This window comes from Pseudomonas sp. R2-7-07 (assembly GCF_003852355.1).
In the GTDB taxonomy this organism is placed as follows: Bacteria; Pseudomonadota; Gammaproteobacteria; order Pseudomonadales; family Pseudomonadaceae; genus Aquipseudomonas.
Window position 1 is genome coordinate 1,236,267 of sequence record NZ_CP027759.1, and the last position, 17,260, is coordinate 1,253,526.

Annotated in this window: 12 protein-coding genes; 10 read left to right on the forward strand and 2 right to left on the reverse strand. The window is 57.6% G+C overall.

What is annotated here, in order from left to right; translation table 11 throughout:
• The first annotated feature begins 7 nt into the window (after positions 1-7).
• From C4J86_RS05470 to C4J86_RS05500, 7 genes are all read left to right on the forward strand, one after another.
• A complete protein-coding gene (locus tag C4J86_RS05470; protein WP_124369713.1) occupies positions 8-1,132 on the forward strand; it encodes a polysaccharide deacetylase family protein in 1,125 nt (374 codons plus the stop codon).
• A gap of 341 nt (positions 1,133-1,473) precedes the next feature.
• On the forward strand, positions 1,474-2,868 hold the full coding sequence (locus tag C4J86_RS05475; protein ID WP_057724660.1) for a PhoH family protein: 1,395 nt from the start codon (positions 1,474-1,476) through the stop codon (positions 2,866-2,868).
• 75 nt (positions 2,869-2,943) lie between these two features.
• Positions 2,944-3,417, forward strand: coding sequence for a cyclic pyranopterin monophosphate synthase MoaC (gene moaC / locus C4J86_RS05480; RefSeq protein ID WP_124369714.1), 474 nt, complete (start codon positions 2,944-2,946; stop codon positions 3,415-3,417).
• Positions 3,414-3,656: a molybdopterin converting factor subunit 1 gene (gene moaD, locus C4J86_RS05485; protein WP_124369715.1), complete on the forward strand. Its 243-nt coding sequence runs from the start codon at positions 3,414-3,416 to the stop codon at positions 3,654-3,656. Before moaC ends, moaD begins: the two co-directional genes overlap by 4 nt.
• 2 nt (positions 3,657-3,658) lie before the next feature.
• Positions 3,659-4,111, forward strand: coding sequence for a molybdopterin synthase catalytic subunit MoaE (gene moaE / locus C4J86_RS05490; protein ID WP_124369716.1), 453 nt, complete (start codon positions 3,659-3,661; stop codon positions 4,109-4,111).
• Positions 4,112-4,348: 237 nt separating this feature from the next.
• Positions 4,349-6,316 (forward strand): hypothetical protein, encoded by a 1,968-nt coding sequence (locus C4J86_RS05495; protein WP_124369717.1) that lies wholly within the window; start codon positions 4,349-4,351, stop codon positions 6,314-6,316.
• Between the two features lie 39 nt (positions 6,317-6,355).
• Complete coding sequence (locus tag C4J86_RS05500; RefSeq protein WP_124369718.1) at positions 6,356-11,236, forward strand: RHS repeat-associated core domain-containing protein; 4,881 nt, start codon at positions 6,356-6,358, stop codon at positions 11,234-11,236.
• A 61-nt stretch (positions 11,237-11,297) separates the two neighbouring features.
• On the opposite strand, the gene rhlB is transcribed toward C4J86_RS05500, so the two are convergent.
• Complete coding sequence (gene rhlB, locus C4J86_RS05505) at positions 11,298-12,764, reverse strand: ATP-dependent RNA helicase RhlB (RefSeq protein ID WP_124369719.1); 1,467 nt, start codon at positions 12,762-12,764, stop codon at positions 11,298-11,300.
• A 95-nt stretch (positions 12,765-12,859) separates the two neighbouring features.
• Positions 12,860-13,516: an alpha/beta hydrolase gene (locus C4J86_RS05510; protein ID WP_124365914.1), complete on the reverse strand. Its 657-nt coding sequence runs from the start codon at positions 13,514-13,516 to the stop codon at positions 12,860-12,862.
• Between the two features lie 345 nt (positions 13,517-13,861).
• Here C4J86_RS05510 and C4J86_RS05515 point away from each other — a divergent pair, with 345 nt between their 5' ends.
• From C4J86_RS05515 to C4J86_RS05525, 3 genes are all read left to right on the forward strand, one after another.
• The gene (locus C4J86_RS05515; protein WP_048723770.1) at positions 13,862-14,893 is read left to right on the forward strand and encodes an amino acid ABC transporter substrate-binding protein; all 1,032 of its coding nucleotides are present in this window, start codon (positions 13,862-13,864) and stop codon (positions 14,891-14,893) included.
• A 72-nt stretch (positions 14,894-14,965) separates the two neighbouring features.
• The gene (locus C4J86_RS05520; RefSeq protein WP_124365915.1) at positions 14,966-16,147 is read left to right on the forward strand and encodes an amino acid ABC transporter permease; all 1,182 of its coding nucleotides are present in this window, start codon (positions 14,966-14,968) and stop codon (positions 16,145-16,147) included.
• A 10-nt stretch (positions 16,148-16,157) separates the two neighbouring features.
• Positions 16,158-17,255, forward strand: coding sequence for an amino acid ABC transporter permease (locus C4J86_RS05525; protein WP_124361406.1), 1,098 nt, complete (start codon positions 16,158-16,160; stop codon positions 17,253-17,255).
• Positions 17,256-17,260 lie beyond the last annotated feature (5 nt).

Sequence of the window (17,260 nt, forward strand, 5' to 3'; positions counted from 1 at the left end):
ACCCCAAGTGCGATTAGCGCTTTTTGTGACGGCGTGCCTGTGGTGCCTGAATGTGCAGGCCGCGCCGGTTGATGTCGCCAGCCTCGACCGCGCCACCTGGCCGGAAAAACTCGGCAGCCCGGCGCTGTTCGACGTCGCCTCGCGTGCGGAAATCCTGATGTTTGCCCATGGTTTGATCCTCAGCGAAGCCCAGGACGAAACCGCGCTCAAGCAACGCCTGGGGCTGAAAAACATCAACCTGGCGGCCATCGACGACCTGCGCCGCCAGCTCTGGCAGCGTTTGCTCCAGAACTACGACTTTGCCCAGCAGAGCTGCGAGCAGGACGCCTCGTTCTGCTATCTGGTGGAAAACATCGATGACCTGCGCGAGCAGGCCGGCAAATTCGAAGTCAGTGACAACTCTTTCTATATAGGCTGGGCCGCCCCCAGCCGGCAGTTCCATGGGCGCTATCTGGATGAACTGCTGCGCAAGGCCGCGCTGTTGCCGCAGATCAGCAGCGAAGTCGCGCGCTTTGGTGACCATGAACGCAATGGTGACGAGCTTAATGACCGGATGTTCCTGCTGACCTTCGACGGCGGGCCGGCGCCGGTCGGTGGCAATACCGACTGGCTCGCCGACTACCTGCGCCAGCAAAAGATGAACGCTACGTTCTTCGCCCTCGGCAGCAGCCTGCAGACCCGTGTGGAACGCAGCTCGGCCGCCGATGTGCAGGCGCTGTACCAGGGGCAGTGCGTGGGCAGCCAGGGCTGGCAATATCGCTCCCACAGCCATTGGGTCGACTGGCAAGACTCGATCATCCGCAGCGCATCGTTGGTGCAGAACCTGCTGCCGGAAAACTATGTGCCGCTGTTCCGGCCGCCTTACGGGCAGCGCCGTGCGGACAGCCAGGGGTTCTTTCAGGCGCAAGGTCTGCAAGTGGCATTGTGGGATATCGATTCCCAGGACGATCCGGGCAAGCTCAAGGCCGAGGAATCGGCGCAACGGGTGCTGACGCTGATGCTGTTGTGGCGCAAAGGGGTGATTGTGTTTCACGACACCCAGGACAAGGCGCGAGTGGCATTGCCGCTGCTGTTGCAGGCAACGGCGCAAAGTGGCCTGGGTTGGCAGGAGTGTCGCGAGGCATTTCGCTGAAAATGCCCGGCCCTGTTGGGCGAGAGGCATTTTCGGGGTAATTTGCTGCGACATTTCGCAGCAGGCGGACTTCCGACTTTAACGGCCTGCCTGGTACTCGGCTAGTGCTATTCGTCATCCTGAAAAATAAACTTCAAAAAAGCGTCAAAGTGCTTTTTCCTGTCATGGGTTTTGCGGTATTACGAAGTCAGATCGCCGAACCCTGCAACACAGGTGGCGTCTTCCAAGACTCCTCATGTGGGCACCGCGCTTGACGTCACTCAAGCTGCGGTCGGTGGTCGAATCGAGGCGCAGCACCGCCCAGGTATTGCGTCGACTGGCTCCCACAAAGGTGACCGAGTATGGATGATCATGGACGCACCCCTTCTTCCGACCAGCCAATCCTTTATGTGCTTGATACCAACGTACTGATTCACGATCCAAACGCACTGCTTAACTTTGAAGAACACCATGTCGCCATCCCGATGATCGTGCTGGAGGAGCTCGACAAACTCAAAAGCGGCCATCACAGCGTCGCCGCCGAATGCCGCCAGGCCATCCGCCTGATCGACAAGACCCTGGGTGAAGCTTCGCCCGAGGACGTTGAAGTCGGCGTACCGATCCAGCGCGGCAAAAGCGGGCCCAAGGGTTTGCTGTCGATCCTGATGAGCAAGCGCAACGAGCCCAACAGCCTGCTGCCGGAAAACCTCAACGACAACAAGATCATCAACCAATTGATCGACCTGCATGCGCGCGACAAGGACCTGCGCGTGGTGCTGGTGACCAAAGACATCAATATGCGCCTCAAGGCCCGAGCGTGTGGGATCGCGGCCGAGGACTACAGCACCGACCAACTGGTTGATGACGTGTCGATGTTGTCGCGCGGCTATCACATGATGACCGGCTCGTTCTGGGACCGCGTCAGCAAGGTCGAAACCCGCCAGGACCATGGCCGCACCTGGCACCAGGTGCAATTGATCGACAACCTGCCGGCCGTGCATATCAATGAATTCATCGTCGACGAACAGGGCTTCGTGGGCTGGATCAAAGAGATCCAGGTCGACAAGCTGCTGATCCTCGACCTGCATCAGGAACCCCTGTTGCACCAGGAAGCCTGGGGCCTGAAACCGCGCGATATCTACCAGAGCCTGGCGCTGTACGCGCTGCTCGACCCGGACATCCACCTGGTCAACCTGACCGGCGCCGCCGGCTCCGGCAAAACCATCCTGGCCCTGGCGGCTGCTATCGAGCAGACCATGGTGACCAAGCGCTATCGCCGCATCATCGCCACCCGTAGCGTGCAGGGCCTGGACCAGGAAATCGGCTTCCTGCCCGGCACCGAAGCGGAAAAAATGGAACCGTGGCTGGGGGCGATCACCGACAACCTCGAAGCCTTGCACATGGATGACGAAAACACCCATGGCAGCGTCGACTACATCCTCAGCAAAGTGCCGTTGCAGTTCAAATCCCTCAACTACATCCGAGGCCGCAGCTTCCAGCAAAGCCTGATCCTGATCGATGAGTGCCAGAACCTCACCCCGCACCAGATGAAAACCATCATCACCCGTGCCGGCGCCGGTTCCAAAGTGGTGTGCCTGGGCAACCTGGCACAGATCGACACCCCTTACCTGTCCGCGACCAGCTCCGGGCTGACCTACCTGACGGAACGCTTCAAAGACTTCCCGAACGGCGTGCACATCGCGCTGCAAGGGGTGCCACGTTCGATCCTGGCCGAATACGCCGAATCACACCTGTAAACGCGGTCAATGTGGGAGGGAGCAAGCCCCCTCCCACATGGTTTACAATCGCTGCTCCTGATCAGGAGTATCGCTGTGCTGACTCATCTAGATTCCCAAGGTCGCGCCCACATGGTCGACGTCACCGACAAAGCCATGACGTTCCGTGAGGCGGTGGCCGAAGCGCGGGTGCGCATGTTGCCCGAAACCCTGCAAATGATTGTCGACGGCGCCCATCCCAAGGGCGACGTGTTCGCCGTGGCCCGCATCGCCGGGATCCAGGCGGCAAAAAAAACCAGCGACCTGATCCCTCTTTGCCACCCGCTGATGCTTACCGGCGTCAAGGTCGAACTGCGTGCCGAAGGCGCCGACGCCGTGTACATCCTGGCGCGCTGCAAACTCTCCGGCCAGACCGGCGTGGAGATGGAGGCCCTGACCGCCGCCAGCGTCGCGGCGCTGACGATCTACGACATGTGCAAGGCCGTGGACCGGGGCATGACCATCGAAAGTATTCGCCTGCTGGAAAAGCTTGGCGGTAAAAGCGGGCATTTCAAGGCGGACCAGGCATGAGCATCAACGTATTGTTTTTTGCGCGCTACAGCGAAGCGATCGGTCTGGATTCGCTGGAGATGGAAGGTGACTTCGCGACCGTCGACGCGGTGCGCCTTGCATTGGCTGGGGATCCGGGTTTTGAAGTGCTCAACGAGACCAGCCTGATGTGCGCCCGCAATCAGGAGCTGTGCTCCCTCGACGAGCCGTTGCAGGCCGGTGATGAAGTCGCCTTTTTCCCACCCGTGACCGGAGGCTGAACATGGCCATTCGTGTGCAGGTCGAAGCCTTTGATCCCGGCGCCGAAGTCAACGCGATGCATGCGGCCAATGTGGGCGTGGGCGCGGTGGTGAGCTTTGTCGGCTATGTGCGCGATTTCAATGATGGCCGCGAAGTGGCGGGGATGTTCCTGGAGCATTATCCCGGCATGACCGAAAAGGCCCTGGCCAAGATCGCCGTCGAGGCCGAGCAACGCTGGCCGCTGCTCAAATTGGAGGTGCTGCACCGCATCGGTGCCCTGGAACCCGGCGAGCCCATTGTCTTTGTAGCCGCCGCCAGCGCCCACCGCCAGGCCGCATTCGATGCCTGTGCATTTGTGATGGACTACCTGAAGACCCGCGCGCCGTTCTGGAAGAAGGAAAACACCAGTGAAGGGCCGCGCTGGGTGGAAGGGCGGGACAGTGATCATGTGGCGGCGGATCGTTGGAAAGCCTGACTTTCAGTCGGTGGTGCTTGCATAAATAAGTAGCCATCGCTGGTGTTTACGATTATGACGCCTTATTAAACTATTTCGATTTGATCTATCTGACTGTCAATTCTGACAGTTACCTTTGTTTTTTTATTGATCTCTAATCTCCTTAAACACCCCGCATTTAAGTGTGTGATGTTTCTCAATCGAATTGATTTTGACCAGTCTCTGTGCGTCGGCTGATATTGAGTTTTGGAGAGTAAAATGATCAGACAATCAAATAATATGAGACTTTCACACTTTAAAGTCAGGTTTGCTGACGGTACCGACTATACGGATGCGCTGTATGCCAATGGGCATCATCAGGTTGAAATTGTTGTTGAAGTTTTAAAAGAGGTTATAGGGAGGCTGGGTTCATGGAACAATGTCGCGTTAACTGATAGCGAGCGCGCTAGTATAAAAATCGTACCTGTATTAATGTCGGTGGATCAAAGTGAAGCGGTCGGGTGGGCCTTCGATACCGAGAAAAATGAATACGATTCAGGGCTTTGGAATCGCACGGGGGAAGCACCAGGCGGGCCTGGGCCAAATAGTGTTATTGTTGATCCGCGTATAGAAATTATCCGCCGATATGTGCGCGTCGAGGAGATTTCATCACTTGAACCTATACAGTTAATGGCAACCATTATGTTGGATGGCGAAGGCGTCACCCGTAGCTATTCCGAATACCCGACTGACTTTCAGTCGTCGGTGTTTATTGCTCCCGTCGCGCCGCCCGTATTGCTCTCTACAGAACTTGACTTGATAACTGACTACGACGCTTTGAGTGCGTATGCCGTTGATGTGGATATGTACTACTGGGAGGGTGTGAACGGCTTGTATTTTGTTCATAGTTATGGATTGGTCGAGCCGTTGCAGGTACCAAATGAAGGGACTTTTTTTCAAACGTCTTATGGTTTGGCGGGAATATTCAAAGGGGGCGTCTTCAAACACCGACCCGATGAAGAATTGCGTTTGAATATGATCCACCAGAATCTTCCGTCAGTCGATCCGAATGTAAATCCGATTGTTCGACGATTGAATAGTCGCGTCATGTGCGCCGTTAAACTTACTACTCCGATACCGGACCTTCCGCAGCGCGATACACAGAGTAGATGGTACCTGCGAGATAATTTCGGAACGACTCATGCGTTCAAGATTGTGCCTGCTGAAGGTGGTAACCGCCTGACAGTCGAACCCGTTCAATTGAAACGGCGGCCTAGACACTTAAAAATCATCCTTACCAATGGCCAGGATACAACTGATGCGCTATATGCCAATAGCCGCCACCAATGCAAAGTTTCTATTGAACTCAGTGTGGAGCAGGAAGGAGTTGATGGACTTTGGGAGGAAGTACGGCCACGGGCGGATGAGAAAGACAGTGCTACGATCACGCTGTATTCGGCTAATGCGAATGAGCCTTTGCCTGCCGGGTGGGCGTGCGATACAGCTCGAAATATATATGAGATCGGACTGTGGAATCGAAGTGTAGAAGGCGGAAAAGGGGATGAGGCAGAGGAGCAAATTACGCAAAAAATGGGGTTGCCGAATGCTATAGAGATAATTGATCGTTTTATGCGTTTAGAGACGGGCGCCTCAATGGAGGCCAGAAGGTTAATGGCCAGAATCGTTATAGATGGCAAGGTTTATACTACAAACTTTTCTGATGCTGAAATCAATTTCGATAGTTGGGTGCATATTTCGCCTCGGCAACCATTTCGAGTAAGGGTTGCTGATCTTGTACGTACTGTGGATCATGCTTATTGGGAGTTTAGTACGGATACCGATATTGATGTTTGGTATTGGCTGCCACCGCCGGGATTGAAGTTTGTCTCCCAAATGGGGCTGGACTCACCTATGTGGCTCTTTGATGAGGGAATATACTTTCAGACAACCTTCGTTCATAGAGCTGACAAGCATTATAGAAAGGTTGGCGTCGTCATAGGGCACGATATCCCTGGAGCAAATCCTAAGATTTATGATATTCACAGAACATTGCCAGATCCTACTCACAGAGTGCCATTTAATCGAGTAAATACGATTATGCGTGCGATGTGGGTTTCCGGTAAGAAAGGCATGCCTGAGGGAGACGCCAGAACACCTTGGCGCCTGCTGGATAATTATGGTTGCATGCATGCATATACGATGCAACGACGTGGAAATAATATTGAGTTGTTGGATTATGAGAACTGATTAAATTGCCGTGATTTTTCTTGAGCGCAGGAGCTTGACATGAATGTCTATTCCAATGCATTTAATTTTTCCTCGTACTTAAGCGGTTCAGTCGATCCGCGTACAGGTCAATATGGATGCCAGATCCGTTTGGCGCAATTCTCCCCTCAAGGGCCTATTGAAGTCAGTCGCAGCATTGTTTTGTCATTCTCCATGCTCAGCTCTGAAAGTACGCCATATGGATTGGGTTGGCGGCTGAGTAATACGCAGTTTGATCTCAGCAACGCCCAACTTACCTTGCTCAGCGGCGAGCAGTTTAAAACACAAGGTATGCCTTCAGTTGGCGGCGTGATGGTGTTCAAAGATCGAAAACTTAAAGATCTGGTAGTAAGACGCACAGATGAAACCACACTCCATGTGATTTATCGGGATGGCACTGTCGAAGTTTTGCAGCGTACCAGCAGCACACTCCCTTATCGGATCACTTCCATACGATTCGAAAATGGTGAAGTGTTCACCTTCCGCTACGCCGCGGGCGGCGCTCTCGAGCGGGTTCTCAATCACAAGCAGGAAGAGTTGCTGGTGCTGACCTATGCGAGTGGAGCCCTGCAAACGGCTGATGCGCGAGTGGAGGGTGGTCGTTACGCGCGCATGCGGTTTACTCAGACCAATGCTCGCCTCACCAGTGTTACCGCACCTTATGACCGTAGTGGCCCACCTGAGATCGCGGCCTATCAATTTACCTACCGGACACCGTTTCGTAATGGCCTGGTGGCGATCGAGCGGATGCAACTGCCTATGGGCGGGGATGAACGGATCAGCTACACCGAGAACGGCCATCAATATGGCAATAACCAGTTCATCCCTCGGGTGTCCAGTTGGACGCAAACCCCAGGTGCCAATCAACCTCCCATGATCCGGACTTATAGTTATAGTTCTGGCACAAATTTTACCGGGTTCCCCTATTCCGCTGGTTTTCATGAAGGGGAGGACAATCTGTATCTGATTGGCGGCGCCTATGACTATTGGACTAAGGAGCAAGTCATCGACTCGGCAAATGACAATGCCGTGCTGACCGTTACCTGTACCACCTACAACAAGTTCCACCTGCTGACCGAAGAATCGGTATTGCGTGAAGGTACGCGGGCCAAGACTACCATCGCCTATAACGTGGTCCCCGGCCTGTTCCCCGCCCAGCCCCCCAACCTCCAACTGCCGAAAACCATCACCAAGCGCTATGAACTGGTGGCCGGTGGCACGGCGCGTGAAGAAATCCAGCAGATCGAGACAGACGACTACGGCAACGAACTAAGCCGCACCGAGGCATCCGGGATTCGCACCGAATACACCTATTACCCGATTGCCGGCGAGAGCGGCAAGTGCCCGGCTGACCCTCATAATTTATTCCCGCGCTACCTCAAGCAAGAGCGCCTCATACCTGTGGGAGGCACGCCTGCACCCGTGCTCACGGAGTACACCCATACCCGCGTGCCGCAGACGGGCAGCAGTTACTTTGTTCTGCAGCAGTCGAGCAGCCAGGCCGGTGTATTTTCGATGCAGCAAAGCTACTACGAAACCCCCGGCGAGTTGGCTGGCCGGCTGAAGAGCAGCATCAGTACGGTCGACGGGCAGGTATTGGTCAGTGATTTCAGTTACACCGTTACAGGTGACAATCTTGTGGAAACCCGACGCCTGACGGGGCGCGAGGGGCAGTGGCTTGAGGCGGTACGCACGCTTTCGCTGCTCAATCGACGCCTGCTGTCGATGGCGCGAGACGGTGGCAGCACTCTCGCCTTGGCGTTTGATATAAGCGGCCGGCTGACGGAAGAAACGGTTTCCCCTGGAAAACCACTGCAAGCGAGTCGACGCTATGCCTACCATTTTGCGACGCAGGCTAAACGGGCCCATCTGATCACCACGGATGCACAAGGTAACAAGGCCATTACCTACTTCGACGGCGCTGGTCGTCAGGTATCCGAGGCTCAACTGATTGGCCCGAACCAGGACCAGGAGCGTGCCACCGCAACGTGGCGGTATGACGCGCTTGGGCAAACCGTGGAGACGGTCAATTTCGATTACCTGGCCGACCGACAGATTTCACTGAAGAGCACCCATTCCTACAACCGTTGGGGCAATGCCAGCCGTGTGGCTCGTTCTGATGGCAGCGTCGAGATCAATGAGTACGACCCGCTGCTGAATCAAACAGAGGAAGGCGTTGCAGGCGGTGAGCGGCTGGTGAGCTATTTCAATGCGCATAACCAACCGATAAAGGTGGAACGGCTGGACGCCAATAATAATAAAGTCGAAGTGGAGTCGCGCACCTACGATGGCCTGGGCCGATGCCTGTCGGTACTGGACGTCAACAAAAACAGTACTGAATATGCCTACGATACGTTTGGCCGACTGCAGACGGTTCTTCAAAAACCGGTAGATGGTACCCCGCAGCGGCTGCGCAAAACGGACTATGCCCCAGGTACCAGCGCTGAACTGGCCACTGCGATTACAGTCGATGGCAGGCGGCTGGGGACGCGCACTTACGACAGCCTGGGCCGAATGACCAGCCAGGCGCGAGGGACGGGGCAGGCTACGACCTGGGAGTATGAGGCGGGGTGGATCGAGCCGATCGCCATGGTGACCCCCCGTGGAGTTCGTCAGAGCCTGACCTATGACAAGGAGTTGGATGTAGCGAGTCGGATTGAGATGACAGGGCTCCCCGTGAGCACCTATCGGCATGACCCGATTAACGGAGCGTTGACCCGTTCGGAGACCAATGGCCTTATCCATGAGTTCTTTCTGGATGCCAACGGCCATACCGAAAAGGACGTTCAAACCGCCAGCGGCACCACCTTGACCGCGCAGTACAGCTATTCCCCGGCAGGGCGCCTGCTTCATCAAACGGCTGCCGATGGCCAGAGCAGCCTACTTGAGTACGATACCCACGGACGATTCTCCCGGATGACCACCGGACCCATGGTCATTGAACAGTCCTACGATACGTTGGGCCGACCCGATAGCCTGACCACCGCCTATGACAATACGCGAGTCGTTACCAAGGTGTCCTACGATTCGCTGGGGCGGGAAGCCGAGCGCCGCTTTGAGCAAAACGGCGCGCTGTTGCAGGTGATGAGCAGCACCTATCACACCAACAGTATGTTGGCGACTCGGTTTCTCCGGAATGCAAGTTCGCAGGTGGTGATCGGTGAAACCTTCGCCTACGATGCCTACCTGCGACTTAGAACCTACCGCTGTGAAGGCCTTGAACATCCGAAGGATCGACTGGGGCGTGCCATCACCGGGCAAGACTTCAGCTTTGATAACCTCAATAACATCACACGGGTAGTGACCACTTTTGCCGATGGCACCCAAGATACGTGCGAGCGTTTTTTCACCGGCGCCGACCCCACCCAACTGACCCGCCTGACCCACACGCTTCCGGTACAGAGTTTCACAGCGGCCTATGATGCCGCCGGCAACTTGCAGGCGAGTCCTGCAGGCCAGGCCTATACCTATGATGGTTTCGAGCAACTGACTGCTGTGCAGGCCAATGCCTTCAATTATAGCTATCGGTACGATGCCGAAGCCCGGCAGGTCGTCGCTGCCCGCAGCAATGAGCCGCCCGTGATGCTGGCATACGCCGGGGACCGCCTTGATACCCTGGTTGAAGGCAGCAGGAAGATTCGCTACTTCGACGGTGCGGACCAGGTGATGGCGCGTACTGGCGGGGTGGAAGGCCCGCAACTGCATATGAACGATGCCGCCGGCAGCGTCCGCGGGATTTCGTCCCCGGGCCAGGCACCTGTGGGTCGCCACTACACGCCTTATGGTGATACGCAGATCCCTCTGGATGACGGTAAACCCCGCACCATGGCCGATTTGCAACTGCCTGCATTCAACGGCCAGCGCCTGGATGCGGCGATCAACCTGTATTTCCTGGGCAACGGGCAGCGTGCCTACGACCCAGACCTGATGATGTTCTTGCAGCCCGATCCGTTGAGTCCATTTGATGAGGGGGGAATCAATAGCTACGCCTATTGTGCCGGTAACCCGATCAACCTGATGGACCCCAGCGGGTTGTTGCCAACTTGGTTGAAGTGGACGTTGACCGGCGTTGCGTTGGCGCTGTCGGTAGTAACACTGGGGTTTGGGGCAGTTGCTCTTTCGGGAGCGGTGGCGGTGTATGGGGCAGCGTCTATGGCTACGGGACTCGCAGCGGCTCTAACGACGGCGACGGCTGTGGCGGTGCCAGCCGCTACCGGAACTTTGGCCGGGGCGGGCGCCGCAGCCGCTGCGACTGCCGTTGCGGCTACGGCAGCCGCAGCGGCGTGGGTTATTGCCTCCAAGACAGCGCTTACTGTCGGGGCGGGGCTTGGTCTGGTAAACGGGACGCTGAGTATCACAGCGATGACTATTGCCGAGGTCGACAAAGCCATGGGGTGGGACCGTTCGGGCCACATCCGAAATCTTGGTTGGGCATCCTTCGGATTCTCTTTGGCCTCATTGGCAGTGAGTGTGGCGGGGGCCTATACCTCGGCGCATATGGCCTACAGTTCTGCTGCTGCAAAGTTTTCAGGTGTCGGCACACTGAAAAACGCACCCGTCGGCACTGCGCTATCCGCCGCAGGCAAGCGTATGGTGGGCTTAACCTACAAGTTCACTGATAAAACCGGCATCACCCGATTCAGCCAGACTTTCGGGGCTACGCGGGCGGTGTTGAGGTTTACTAACCTTGGTCGCTCGATCGAAAGTAGATTCTTCTCGCCGGTCACACCCGCATCGCAGGGGGGCGGGGATGGCGGGGCTGATTCGACCCAGCCCCAATCGCAACCTGCTGTTAGGCGGTTGGTCGATATGCCGAGCGGCAGTGCCGGCTACTACCAGGCATTCAGAGACGAGGCGTCGCGCGTTCGCCAGCCCATCATGGGGGAATTGTATCGGGGGTAGTGCCAGCGTTTGCCGGCGTGGCCCCCCTGTGGAGCGAGTTCGCTCCACAGGGGCATGTTCCTTACGGGTGCTTACGTTCCACAGCCCGCAACAGATGCGTCGGTGGCGTCTCGCAACTGATCTTGCGCCCCAGCAGCGTCTCGATCGACGGCAGCTGATACGAGTCATCTTCCCCGGCAAAGCTGATCGAAACGCCCGCCGCACCCGCACGGCCGGTGCGGCCAATGCGGTGCACGTAGTCGTCCGGCATTTCCGGCAGGGTGAAGTTGATCACGTGGCTGATGCCGTCGATGTGAATCCCGCGGCCGGCCACATCGGTGGCCACCAACACGCGGATCTTGCCTTCGCGAAAGCCTTCCAGGGTCTTGATGCGCTTGTGCTGCGGCACGTCGCCCGACAGTTGCGCGGCGTTGACGCCATCACGCACCAGGCGCTCTTCGATGCGGCGCACTTCGTCCTTGCGGTTGGCAAATACCATCACGCGCTCCCAACCGTTGTCGTTGATCAGGTTGTAGAGCAGCTTGTACTTGTCGGCACCGGCGACGGCGTAGATGTGTTGTTCGACGTTTTCGCTGGCGACGTTGAGTGCTTCGATTTCGACGATGGACGGGTCGGTGGTCCACTGCTTGGCGAGGTTCATCACGTCTTCGGTGAAGGTCGCGGAGAACAGCAGGGTCTGGCGCTCGGCCTTTGGCGGGGTCTGGCGAATGATCTGACGCACCTGTGGGATGAAACCCATGTCGAGCATGCGGTCGGCTTCGTCCAGCACCATCACTTCGACCATGTCCAGGTGCACGTCGCCGCGCTGGTTGAAGTCGAGCAGGCGGCCTGGGGTCGCGACGAGGATGTCGCAATGACGGGCCTCGAGGTGCTTGAGCTGTTTGTCGAAGTCCATGCCGCCGACGAACGTCATCACGTTGAGGCCGGTGTACTTGGTCAAGTCGGCAGCGTCCTTGGCGATTTGCACCACCAGCTCCCGGGTAGGGGCGATGATCAGCGCGCGCGGCTCGCCCATGTAGCGCTCTTTCGGCGGCGGCGTTTGCAATAGTTGGGTGATGATCGAGATCAGGAACGCGGCGGTCTTGCCGGTGCCGGTCTGGGCACGGCCGATAGCGTCTTTGCCGGCGAGGGTGAAGCCCAGCACCTGCGCCTGGATCGGCGTGCAGTACGGGAAGCCCAGGTCCTGGATGGCGTGCATCAGTTCCGGGGCCAGGTTGAAGTCATGGAAGCGGGTTTTGCCTTCCTGGGGCTCGACGACGAAGTCTTCGAGTTTCCACGGCGTCACGGGCGGCTTGGGCGCGCGTTCGCGGCGTGGCTTAGCGACAGGCGCGGCGAGTATCTCTGCGGGCTCGGCCTGTTCGGGCGGTGTCACCGAGGCTGTTTTCGGTGCGGCGGCAGGTGCGATCCGCTCGGGCTGCCTAGCGTCATTGCGGTTGCCGGGCTTGGGGGCGGGAGCACTGGGAACAGGCGCGAGCGGCTCAGCCTCGCTTTTGCCGAACATTTTCTTGAGTGCTTTGAGCACGGTCATCTCATTAATTGGTTAAGGAATGTACGCCGGCCAGTGTAATGCAAGAATCGGGCGCGGCGTAGTGCGTCTGTCATACAACTACATCAACGCGGGTTTCAGCGCAGGCGCTCGGTCAGCCAGGTGCCGATATCGCGTATCTCTTCGGGTAACACTTCGTGGCCCATTGGGTATTCCTGCCATGTCACGGTGACACTACGGTGCTTTAAATGCTCGTAGGCGCTGCGGCCCATGGCGTTTTGCACCACCTCGTCATACTGGCCATGCAGGCACAGGACAGGGATGCGTTGCTGGCTGGCGGATAATTCCAGCGTATCGTCGAAGGTTGGCGCGTAGGTGGAGAGGGCGATCACGCCACCCAGCGGGCCCTGCCATTGTTTAAACGCAGTGTGGAAAACCACTGCGCCGCCCTGGGAAAAGCCCGCCAGGAAAACCCGCGAAGCGTCTATCCCGGTTCTCTTCTGCGCCTCGATCAAATCCGTGACCATTGTGGTCGACGCTTCCAGTTCTTCCAGGCTGATGGAACGGGCTGGGCTCATGGCCCTGATGTCGTACCAGCTCGGCATCTCGTAGCCACCATTGATCGTCACCGCACGGGTGGGCGCCTGGGGCAAAACGAAGCGGGTGGTCAGTAAAGTTTGCTGCAGCATTTCGGCTACCGGCAGGAAGTCGTAGCGGTCGGCGCCCAGGCCATGCAGCCAGATAACACAGGCATCTGCGGGCTTGGCGGGCTCAAGTATCAAGGGTTCGGTCATGTCTGCTCCATAGCTGTGCGGGCGCTCCGATTAAGTGCGTCGGAACGGTGCGCGACAGGTTGATCTGTTAAGAGAATGTCGCAAGGGTGAATCTTTTGCCATTGAACATCGCCGTCAGCGACTCAGCCAGCACTCTGGTACGGGCCTTGCTATGTGTAGGTCGATGTCAGAACTCTCCTAGGGCGGTAACACTATCAGTGACTGCCGCTTGTGGGAAAGCAACTGGAATTACCGCAAAAATCTCATGCTGCTCGACCCCAAAAAAAGCCAACACGGGTCGATATCGCCTCATAAGGGTGCGCTGAGGTTGGAGCTCCGACACAACAAGAGCAACTGGAGGTTTGAATGAAGGTATTGAAATCCACCCTGGCCATCGTGACCGCGGCCGCTGTATTGGGTGTCAGTGGTTTTGCCCAAGCTGGCGCCACCCTGGATGCCGTGCAGAAGAAAGGCTTCGTGCAGTGTGGCGTGAGTGACGGCCTGCCGGGTTTCTCGGTGCCGGATGCCAGCGGCAAGATCCTCGGAATCGACGCTGACGTGTGCCGCGCCGTGGCCGCCGCCGTTTTCGGTGATGCAACCAAGGTCAAGTTCAGCCAGTTGAACGCCAAGGAGCGTTTCACCGCGCTTCAATCGGGCGAAGTCGACATCCTGTCGCGCAACACCACCATGACCAGCTCCCGCGATGCGGGCATGGGCCTGAAATTCCCGGGCTTCATCACCTACTACGACGGCATCGGCTTCCTGGTTAACAACAAGCTGGGCGTGAAAAGCGCCAAGGAACTGGACGGTGCAACCATTTGCATCCAGGCCGGTACCACCACCGAGCTGAACGTTTCCGACTACTTCCGTGGCAACAACCTCAAATACACCCCGATCACCTTCGACACCTCCGATGAAAGCGCAAAGTCGCTGGAATCCGGGCGTTGCGACGTACTGACCTCCGACAAGTCCCAACTGTTCGCCCAGCGCAGCAAGCTGGCCGCGCCGAAGGACTACGTGGTTCTGCCGGAAACCATTTCCAAGGAACCGTTGGGCCCGGTCGTGCGTAATGGCGACGACGAGTGGCTGGCCATCGTGCGCTGGGTGGGCTATGCCATGCTCAACGCTGAAGAAGCCGGCATCACGTCGAAAAACGTCGAAGCTGAAGCCAAGTCCACCAAGAATCCGGACGTCGCACGTCTGCTCGGTGCTGACGGCGAATACGGCAAAGACCTGAAAGTGAAGAAAGACTGGGTCGTACAGATCGTCAAGCAAGTCGGTAACTACGGCGAAGTGTTCGAGCGCAACCTGGGCAAGAGCACCCCGCTGGAAATCGACCGTGGCCTGAACGCCCTGTGGAACGCCGGCGGCATTCAATACGCACCCCCTGTGCGCTGATCGCTGATGGTTCTGTCACCCGGTGGGCCAACCGCCGGGTGATGTTCTGTTCCATTCTTTTCGGGGCACTTCATGCAAAATCAAATCGGCGCACCCAAGCAGAAGCTCAGCTTCAGCGATCCCAAAGTGCGTGCGTGGCTCTTCCAGATCATCACGATAGTGGCGGTGGTCTCGCTGGGCTGGTACCTCTTCAATAACACCCAGACCAACCTGCAGCACCGGGGCATTACCTCGGGTTTCGACTTCCTTGAGCGCAGTGCCGGCTTTGGCATCGCGCAGCATTTGATCGACTACACCGAATCGGACAGCTATGCCCGGGTGTTTGTGATCGGTTTGCTCAACACCCTGTTGGTGACCTTTATCGGTGTGATCCTGGCGACCCTGCTCGGGTTCGTCATTGGCGTGGCGCGGCTGTCGCCGAACTGGATGATCAACAAGCTGGCGACGGTGTATGTGGAAGTGTTCCGCAACATTCCGCCGCTGCTGCAGATCCTGTTCTGGTACTTCGCGGTGTTCCTGACCATGCCGGGGCCGCGTAACAGCCATAACTTCGGCGATACCTTTTTTGTCAGCAGTCGTGGCCTGAATATGCCGGCAGCGCTTGCCGCTGACGGTTTCTGGCCGTTTGTGGTCAGCGTCGTGGTGGCGATTGCGGCAATCGTGCTGATGGCGCGCTGGGCCAACAAGCGCTTTGAAGCCACCGGCGTACCTTTCCATAAATTCTGGGTGGGCCTGGCGTTGTTCATCGTGATCCCGGCGTTGTGCGCATTGATCTTCGGCGCACCGCTGCACTGGGAAATGCCGAAGCTTTCAGGCTTCAACTTTGTCGGCGGCTGGGTGTTGATTCCTGAACTATTGGCACTGACCCTGGCGCTGACGGTTTATACCGCGGCGTTTATCGCGGAGATCGTGCGCTCGGGTATCAAGTCCGTCAGCCACGGCCAGACCGAAGCGGCGCGTTCCCTGGGCCTGCGCCCCGGGCCGACGTTGCGCAAGGTCATCATCCCGCAAGCGTTGCGGGTGATCATTCCGCCGTTGACCAGCCAATACCTGAACCTGGCGAAAAACTCGTCGCTGGCCGCCGGTATCGGTTACCCGGAAATGGTTTCGCTGTTTGCCGGCACGGTGCTCAACCAGACCGGCCAGGCCATCGAAGTCATTGCCATCACCATGAGCGTGTACCTGGCGATCAGCATCAGCATTTCCCTGCTGATGAACTGGTACAACAAGCGCATTGCGCTGATCGAGCGGTGAGGAAACCTGCATGAGTTCGCATACGTTCAAACCTGATATGCCGCCGCCGAGCAAAGTCTTCGGGCCGATGGCATGGATGCGCGCCAACCTGTTTTCCAGTTGGCTCAATACCCTGCTGACCTTGTTGGCGTTCTATCTGATCTACCTGGTGGTGCCGCCGATTCTGAGCTGGGCGATCATCGACGCCAACTGGGTCGGCACCACGCGCGCCGATTGCACCAAGGAGGGCGCCTGCTGGGTGTTCATCCAACAGCGCTTCGGGCAGTTCATGTACGGCTACTACCCCGGCGACCTGCGCTGGCGCGTGGACCTCACCGTATGGCTGGCCATCGTCGGCGTGGCGCCGTTGTTCATCTCGCGTTTTCAACGCAAGGCGGTCTACGGCCTGAGCTTTCTGGTGCTGTACCCGATCATCGCGTTCTTCCTGCTGCATGGCGGGATCTTCGGCCTGACCAACGTGGCGACCAGCCAATGGGGCGGCCTGATGCTGACCCTGGTAATCGCTACCGTCGGCATCGCCGGCGCTTTGCCCCTGGGCATCATGTTGGCGCTGGGACGGCGTTCGAACATGCCGGCCATTCGTGTGGTCTGCGTGACCTTCATCGAATTCTGGCGCGGCGTGCCGTTGATCACCGTGCTGTTCATGTCCTCCGTGATGCTGCCGTTGTTCCTGCCCGAAGGCATGGGCATCGACAAGTTGCTGCGCGCATTGATCGGCGTGATCCTGTTCCAGTCGGCCTATGTGGCTGAAGTGGTGCGCGGTGGTTTGCAGGCGATTCCCAAGGGCCAGTACGAAGCGGCCGCAGCGATGGGCCTCGGCTACTGGCGTTCGATGGGCCTGGTGATTCTGCCGCAAGCCTTGAAGATGGTGATCCCCGGCATCGTCAACACGTTTATCGCGTTGTTCAAGGACACAAGCCTTGTGATCATTATCGGCCTGTTCGACCTGCTCAACAGCGTCAAGCAAGCTGCCGCCGACCCGAAATGGCTGGGCATGGCCACTGAAGGCTATGTGTTCGCCGCCCTGGTGTTCTGGATTTTCTGTTTTGGTATGTCGCGCTATTCCATTCATTTGGAACACAAGCTCGACACAGGCCACAAGCGTTAGGAGTT